This window comes from Streptomyces sp. NPDC057271, assembly GCF_042668715.1.
In the GTDB taxonomy this organism is placed as follows: domain Bacteria; phylum Actinomycetota; class Actinomycetes; order Streptomycetales; family Streptomycetaceae; genus Streptomyces.
The window spans coordinates 7,420-14,165 of sequence record NZ_JBHUYJ010000089.1; the positions used below are offsets into that span (position 1 = coordinate 7,420).

At 70.9% G+C, this 6,746-nt stretch carries 6 protein-coding genes; 2 read left to right on the top strand and 4 right to left on the bottom strand.

Going from position 1 to position 6,746, the window contains the following annotated elements; all coding sequences use genetic code 11:
• Positions 1 to 124: 124 nt before the first annotated feature.
• The 4 genes from ACFUJR_RS30070 to ACFUJR_RS30085 form a co-directional block, all read right to left on the bottom strand.
• Entirely contained in the window at positions 125 to 1,144 is a 1,020-nt protein-coding gene (locus ACFUJR_RS30070; RefSeq protein WP_383180792.1) for a hemolysin family protein, read from the bottom strand.
• On the bottom strand, positions 1,141 to 2,460 hold the full coding sequence (locus ACFUJR_RS30075) for a hemolysin family protein (RefSeq protein WP_383180795.1): 1,320 nt from the start codon (positions 2,458 to 2,460) through the stop codon (positions 1,141 to 1,143). The genes ACFUJR_RS30070 and ACFUJR_RS30075 overlap by 4 nt, the downstream gene beginning before the upstream one ends.
• 117 nt (positions 2,461 to 2,577) lie before the next feature.
• Entirely contained in the window at positions 2,578 to 3,594 is a 1,017-nt protein-coding gene (locus tag ACFUJR_RS30080) for a hemolysin family protein (RefSeq protein ID WP_383180798.1), read from the bottom strand.
• On the bottom strand, positions 3,591 to 4,928 hold the full coding sequence (locus ACFUJR_RS30085; protein WP_383180801.1) for a hemolysin family protein: 1,338 nt from the start codon (positions 4,926 to 4,928) through the stop codon (positions 3,591 to 3,593). Before ACFUJR_RS30085 ends, ACFUJR_RS30080 begins: the two co-directional genes overlap by 4 nt.
• 496 nt (positions 4,929 to 5,424) lie before the next feature.
• On the opposite strand from ACFUJR_RS30085, the gene ACFUJR_RS30090 reads away from it, so the two are divergent.
• Positions 5,425 to 5,646: a hypothetical protein gene (locus tag ACFUJR_RS30090; protein WP_383180804.1), complete on the top strand. Its 222-nt coding sequence runs from the start codon at positions 5,425 to 5,427 to the stop codon at positions 5,644 to 5,646.
• Between the two features lie 86 nt (positions 5,647 to 5,732).
• A partial coding sequence (locus tag ACFUJR_RS30095; protein ID WP_383450929.1) for a sporulation protein occupies positions 5,733 to 6,746 on the top strand: 1,014 nt, incomplete at its 3' end.

Genomic DNA, 6,746 nt, shown 5'->3' on the forward strand with positions numbered 1-6,746 from the left:
GGCTCCAGGGTGCGGCGGCGGTGGGGCCGTGCGTGGGCGGCTGCGCCACTTCCCATGACAGCCCGGCACGAGAACCGCTTCCTCGGCGCGGCCGCGCTCCGCGGGACTCGGGGGTGGAGCGGCGTCAGACCGTCTGCGGCCCCATGATCCGGACCAGCAGGTCGTCGAGGCTGACCGACCCGGTGAGCACACCGCGTTCGTCGCGTACGAGGGCGAGTGAGGCGCGGCGCTGGCGGAGCTGTTCCACGGCGTCCGAGACGGTCGTGGTGGTGGACAGTTCCGGTACGGGGCGCGCGAGGTCGCGGGCCGTGAGGGAACGGCCGCGGGTACGGGCGACCAGGGCGTCGCGGGCGTGGACCGAGCCGAGGATCCGTTCGCCGTCGCGGACGAGGAGGCGGGCCCGGTCCGTTGCGGAGGCGCGGGCGAGGACCGCGTCGAGGCCGGCGCCGGCCGGGACGGTGACGATGTCGGCCGCCGGGGTCTGGAGATCGGAGACCGGGGTCTGCGGTTCGGTCAGGGAGCGGGTGATGAGCTGGGAGTCGGTCTTGTTGATCAGACCGAGGCGCTCGGACTCCTCCACGAGGTGGGTGAGCTGTTCGCGGTTGTGGACGGCGGTCAGTTCGTCGCGGGGCTGGACACGGCACATCCGGACGAGCGCGTTGCTGACCTTGTTGAGCAGCCAGAGCAGCGGACGCACGGCCTTGACCACGGCACGGAAAGCCGGGGTGAGCAGCATCGCGGAGCGCTCGGGGTGGGCGATGGCCCAGGACTTGGGGGCCATCTCGCCGACGACCATGTGCAGGAACACCACGATGATCATGGCGACGGCGAACGCGATGCCGTAGCTGAGAGCCGTGGGCAGGCCCAGATCGACCAGCAGAGGGTCGAGCTCGTGGGAGATCGCCGGCTTGGAGATCGAGCCGAGCCCCAGGGTGCAGATGGTGATGCCGAGCTGGGCGCCCGCGAGCATCAGGGAGAGCTCACGCATACCGGCGAGTGCGGCCTTGGCACCGCGCTGACCGTCCGCGACGGCCTTCTCGATACGGTGCCGCTTCGCCGCGACGAGCGCGAACTCGGCGGCGACGAAGAATCCGCTGCCGATCAGAAGCAGAACGGTGATGAAGAGGGCCATGGGGAAACTCATGCCTGGGCCTCCTCAGCCTGCTCGGCGTCGGTCTTCTCGATGCGAACACGCTCGGGGACGTGGCGGTCGAGGCTGAGGACCTCGATGCGCACGTCGTCGACCGTGAGGCGGTCCCCGATCGTCGGGAAGCGGCCGAGACGGTCGATGATCAGGCCGGCCACGGTGTCGTAGTCCTCCTCCTCGGGCAGGGCGATGCCGGTGGCGTCCTCGACCTCGTCGAGGCGGCGGCCCGCGTCGACGCGCCAGCCGTCCCCGTCGGGCACCGCGAGGGTGACGACCGTGTCGGTCTCATCCGCGATGTCACCGACCAGCTCCTCGGCGATGTCCTCGTACGTGACGACGCCGGCGACCCCGCCGTGCTCGTCCAGGACGACCGCGAACTCGTCGTCGCGTTCCCGCATCTGCGCCACCGCCTGCGGCAGGGGGAGGGTGTCAGGAAGCAGAAGTGGTCGCCGCGCCGCCTCCCCCGCTGTCGTCGTGTCGAACTCCCGGGCCGGCAGGCGCATCAGCTCGTTCACGCCGAGAACGCCGGTGACGTCGTCCGGGTGATCCCCCAGGACCGGGTAGTTCGAGTGGCCGTACGTGGCGATGAGTTCGACGGCTTCGGTGAGCGTGGCGTCCTTGCGTACGAACACGGCGTCCACGCGGGGCACCATGACCTCGTCCATGGTCCGCTCGGAGAACTCCAGGGCGTGGTCGAGGAGCTCGGCGGTGTCGGCCGGCAGCTGGCCCTGCTCGTGGGATTCCCCGATCAGGTGGCTGAGCTCTTCGAGCGTCGCGCCGTGGTGCAGCTCCTCGACCGGCTCGATGCCGACCTTGCGCAGCAGCTTGTCGGCGGCGCCGTCGAAGACGTGGACGACCGGGCCGACGATCTTCAGGTAGACGAGGGTCGAGGAGGCCAGCGACTTGGCGAGCCGCTCGGGCACCGCCAGCGCCAGGTTCTTCGGCGCGAGCTCGCCGAGCACCATCTGCAGCACGGTCGCCACCACGAAGGCGAGCGTGACGGAGATCGCGGAGACGGCGCCCTCGGACAGGCCCGTCCCCTCCAGCGCGGGCTTGAGGAGCGCCGAGACGGACGGTTCGGCGAGGAAGCCGACGACCAGGCCGGTGACGGTGATGCCCAGCTGGGCGCCGGACAGCATGAAGGAGAGTCGTTCGAGGACCTTCAGCGCGCGGGCGGCCCGCTTGTCGCCCGCCGCGGCCTCACCCGCGAGCGCGATGCGGTCGGCGGCGACGTAGGCGAACTCCTGGGCGACGAAGTAGCCGGTGCCGGCGGTCAGCACGAGGACGGCCAGCAGGCCGAGAGCGGCGTTCATCGGCTACCGCACCCCATCACGTAGGGGTGCGTCGATCTGGCGGACAAGGAGGTGCTCCTCACACAAGGGGTCGGGACTGAAGTATCGGGGTGTACGCGGCAGGCCGCGGCGCGGGACTCACACGGCGGCAGGGCCGACCAGCTCCTCCAGGACGTCCTCCATCGTCACGTAGCCGAGGACCACGCCCGCCTCACCCGTGACGGCGGCGAGGTGACTGTCGGCTGCCCGCAGCGCGGTGAGCGTGTCGTCCAGCGGAGTGTCGATACGAACCCGGGTCACGGCATGGAACTCGGTACGAGGGAACGGCCTGTCGCGGTCGGCGACGCCGAGGGTGTCCTTGATGTGCAGGTAGCCGAGGACGGCTCCGGTCGGGCCGGTGACCGGGAAGCGGGAGAACCCGGCGCGGGCCGCCGTGCGTTCGAGCTCTGTCGGGGTGATGCGGTGGTCGACCGTGATCATCCGGGCGGCGGGGACGAGGATCTCGCCGACCGGACGGGTGCCCAGCTCCAGGGCGTCGCGCAGCCGCTCTCCGTCGGCGGGCGAGAGCAGTCCGGCCTCGCTGCTGTCCTGGACCATGCGGGCCAGTTCGTCGTCGGTGAAGACGGAGCCGACCTCGTCCTTCGGCTCGACCCGCAGCAGGCGCAGCAGGACGTTGGCGAACGCGTTGATGCCGAAGACGACGGGCTTCAGCGCCCGGGTCAGGGCGACCAGCGGCGGGCCGAGCAGCAGCGCGGTCCGCACGGGGGCGGCGAGGGCGATGTTCTTCGGGATCATCTCGCCGATCAGCATGTGCGCGTACGTCGCCAGGGTGAGCGCGATGACGAAGGCGGTCGGGTGAACGAAGCCGTGCGGCACGTGGGCCGCCTCGAAGGCGGGTTCCAGGAGGTGGGCGATGGCCGGTTCGGCGACCGCGCCGAGCACGAGCGAGGAGGCGGTGATGCCCAGCTGGGCCGTGGCCATCATCGCCGAGACGTGCTCCAGGCCCCAGAGCGTCATCCGGGCGCGCCGGTCGCCCTCACGCGCCAGCGGCTCTATCTGGCTGCGGCGCACGGAGATGAGGGAGAACTCGCCGCCGACGAAGAACGCGTTCGTCAGCAGGGTGAGGAAGCCGATCAGAAGCTGGACGGCGGTCATCGGGCCACCTCGGCGTGCTTGTGCTCCGCCAGGCGGTCGGGCTCGGTGATGTGGATCCGGTCGGCGCGGTGGTGCTCGATGTCGAGAACGTCGAGCCGCCAGCCGTCCAGCAGGATCGCGTCGCCCTGGGCGGGGATGCGGCCGAGGCAGGTGGCGATCAGGCCGGCCACGGTCTCGTACGGGCCGTCCGGAGCCCGCAGCCCTATGCGGGCCAGCTCGTCGATCCGTACGCCTCCGTCGGCTTCCCAGGTGGCCCGCCCGTCCTCGGTCGGCGGCGCGGGCAGCAGGTCCGGGACCTCGACGGGGTCGTGCTCGTCGCGTACCTCACCGACGACCTCCTCGACGATGTCCTCCACGGTCGCCACACCCGCCATGCCGCCGTACTCGTCGATGACGACCGCCATCGTCCGGTTCTCCCGCATCCGCTCCAGCAGCCGGTCGGCGGTCAGCGTCTCGGGCACCAGCAAGGGCTCCGTCACCAGCTCGGTGATCGGAGTGGTCGCCCGCGCGTCCGGTTCGAGGGCGAGGACGTCACGGATGTGGACGGTGCCGATCACGTCGTCCAGGGAGACGCGGTAGACCGGGAAGCGGGACAGGCCGGTGGCGTACGTGAGGTTGGCGGCGTCGGCCGCCGTGGCCTGGGCCTCCAGGGCTCGGACGTCGACCCGCGGCGTCATGACGTTCTCCGCCGTGAGCTCGCTCAGGTGGAGCGTACGGACGAAGAGCTCGGCCGAGTCCGCCTCGATGACGCCCTCCGCGGCGGAGTGCCGGGCCAGGGAGGCCAGCTCGGCGGGGGTACGGACGGTGGCCAGCTCCTCGGCGGGCTCCAGGCCGATGCGGCGTACGAACCGGTTCGCGCTGTTGTTGAGGTGCCGGATGAACGGGCCGAAGGCAGCCGTGAAGCCCCGCTGGGGTCCGTTCACGACCTTGGCGACGGCCAGGGGGCGGGAGATCGCCCAGTTCTTCGGGACGAGCTCCCCCACCACCATCAGCACGACCGTCGAGATCGCCACGCCGAGGACGGTGGCGACGGAGGACGCGGCGCCGCCCAGGCCGATCGCCTCCAGCGGGCCGCGCAGCAGCGCCGCCAGGGACGGTTCCGCGAGCATGCCGATCACCAGCGAGGTGACGGTGATGCCCAGCTGGGCGCCGGAGAGCTGGACGGTCAGACGCCGGACGGCGCGCAGTGCGCCCTCGGCCCCATGCTCCTTCGCCTCGACGGCCCGCTCCAGCTCACCCCGCTCGACAGTGGTGAGGGAGAACTCGGCCGCCACGAACACAGCGCACGCCAGCGTGAGGGCCACGGCCAGAAGCAGGAGAAGCACCTCGGTCACCGTGCCACCCCCGCTCCCTGACTCGACGCGTCCGGGCAGGCCGTGGCACGGCCGGTACTGGGAGGCTCACCCATTGCGGGTCGCTCACTCCTTCTCGTCCTCGACGGAATCGGTGGTCAGGCGACCACGCAGGCTTCTACACCACTGTAAAGGAAAGGCAAACAAGCATCGAGAGCCGAGGCCGAGCCGCTCGTCACGGCACGGGCTGGGCGGTGGGCCGGACGTTCGTCCGATCCCGGGCCGCCGGAGGCCCGGCCGGCTCCGCCTCCAGGGCGCCGAGCGCCTGACGGGCCGAGCGCCGGCCCGTGCCGATGCGCCACGCCGAAGTGGCCTCACCGTCGAACCGGCCGCGGCCCCCATGCGCGTCTTTCGGACTTTCTCTCCGAAGCGCCCCCGAGCGCCCTTCCGTTGAGGCGCCCACCCCTATTCTTCTACAGTGATGTAGAGAGTGCGTGGCGGTGCTCCGCACTCGTCCGTTGACCCTGGGAGGGATGTCGTGGCTTCGATCGACCTGGACAAGGTGCTGGACAAGGCGTGGGCGGACAAGAGCCTGCCCGAGATTCTCGCGGCTCCCGTCTCGGCCTTGAAGGGGGTGTCCGACCGGCAGGGCGACCTCCTTCAGGAGGCGTTCGGCATCAAGACGGTGGCCGACCTGGCCGATCTCAGGTACGCGCGGTGGGCGCAGGCTCTGGCCGCGCTCGACACCTCCTCCAGGTAACAGCACTTCCCTGGTGGGTCTCCTCCGCGGAGGAGACCCACCAGGGGCTCGGAACCACACGTACACAAGAAGGAGTGGATGCCGGCATGGTGTTCAAGCGACTGCTCGGCTCGCTCGGCGTAGGTGGACCCTCGGTGGACACCGTCCTCGATCCGGGCGCGGTGACGCCCGGTGGCGGTCTCACCGGCCAGGTGCATCTGAAGGGCGGCAACGCCGACTTCACGATCGAGCACATCACCCTGGAGCTGGTGGCCAGGGTCGAAGCCGAGCACGACGACGGCGAGTCGGAAGGGTTGGTCGTCTTCGACCGGTTCACCGTCGGCGGCGACTTCCGCCTCGCCGAGGGCGAGCAGCGCAGCATCCCGTTCAGCGTCAACCTGCCCTGGGAGACGCCGATCACCGAGCTGTACGGCCAGGGCCTCGGCATCGCCCTCGGAGTGCGGACCGAGCTGGGCGTCGCCGGCGCGAAGGACAAGGGCGACATGGACCCTCTCGCGGTGCGGCCGCTGCCGGTCCAGGAGTCGATCCTCGAGGCCCTCGGGCAGCTCGGCTTCGCCTTCAAGTCCGCCGACCTCGAACTCGGGCACATTCGGGGGACGGGACAGCAGCTGCCCTTCTACCAGGAGATCGAACTCGCGCCGTCCCCGCAGTACGCGCACCAGGTCGCCGAGATCGAGGTGACGTTCCTCGCCGGGCCGGCCGGCATGGAGGTCGTCCTGGAGGCCGACAAGCGCGGCGGCTTCCTCTCCGAGGGCCACGACACCGTCACCCGCTTCACCGTCAGCCACGGCGCGGGCGCGGTCGACTGGAACACCGAGGTCGATTCCTGGATGCGGCAGCTGGTCGGACGTCGCACCTCGCACGGCTCGCACCACGCGTACGACTCTCACGCCCCCTACGGTCACGGCGACCCGCACGCCGACAAGGGGCACGGCCACTACGGCCACGGCGATCACGGGCATCGCTCCGGACCCGGCATGGGCACCGCGATCGCCGCGGGCGCGGCCGGGCTCGCCGTCGGTGTCGTCGGCGGGATGGTCGCGGCCGAAGCCGTCGAAGAGATCGGCGACCTCTTCGAAGGCGACGAGGAGGACGGCGGA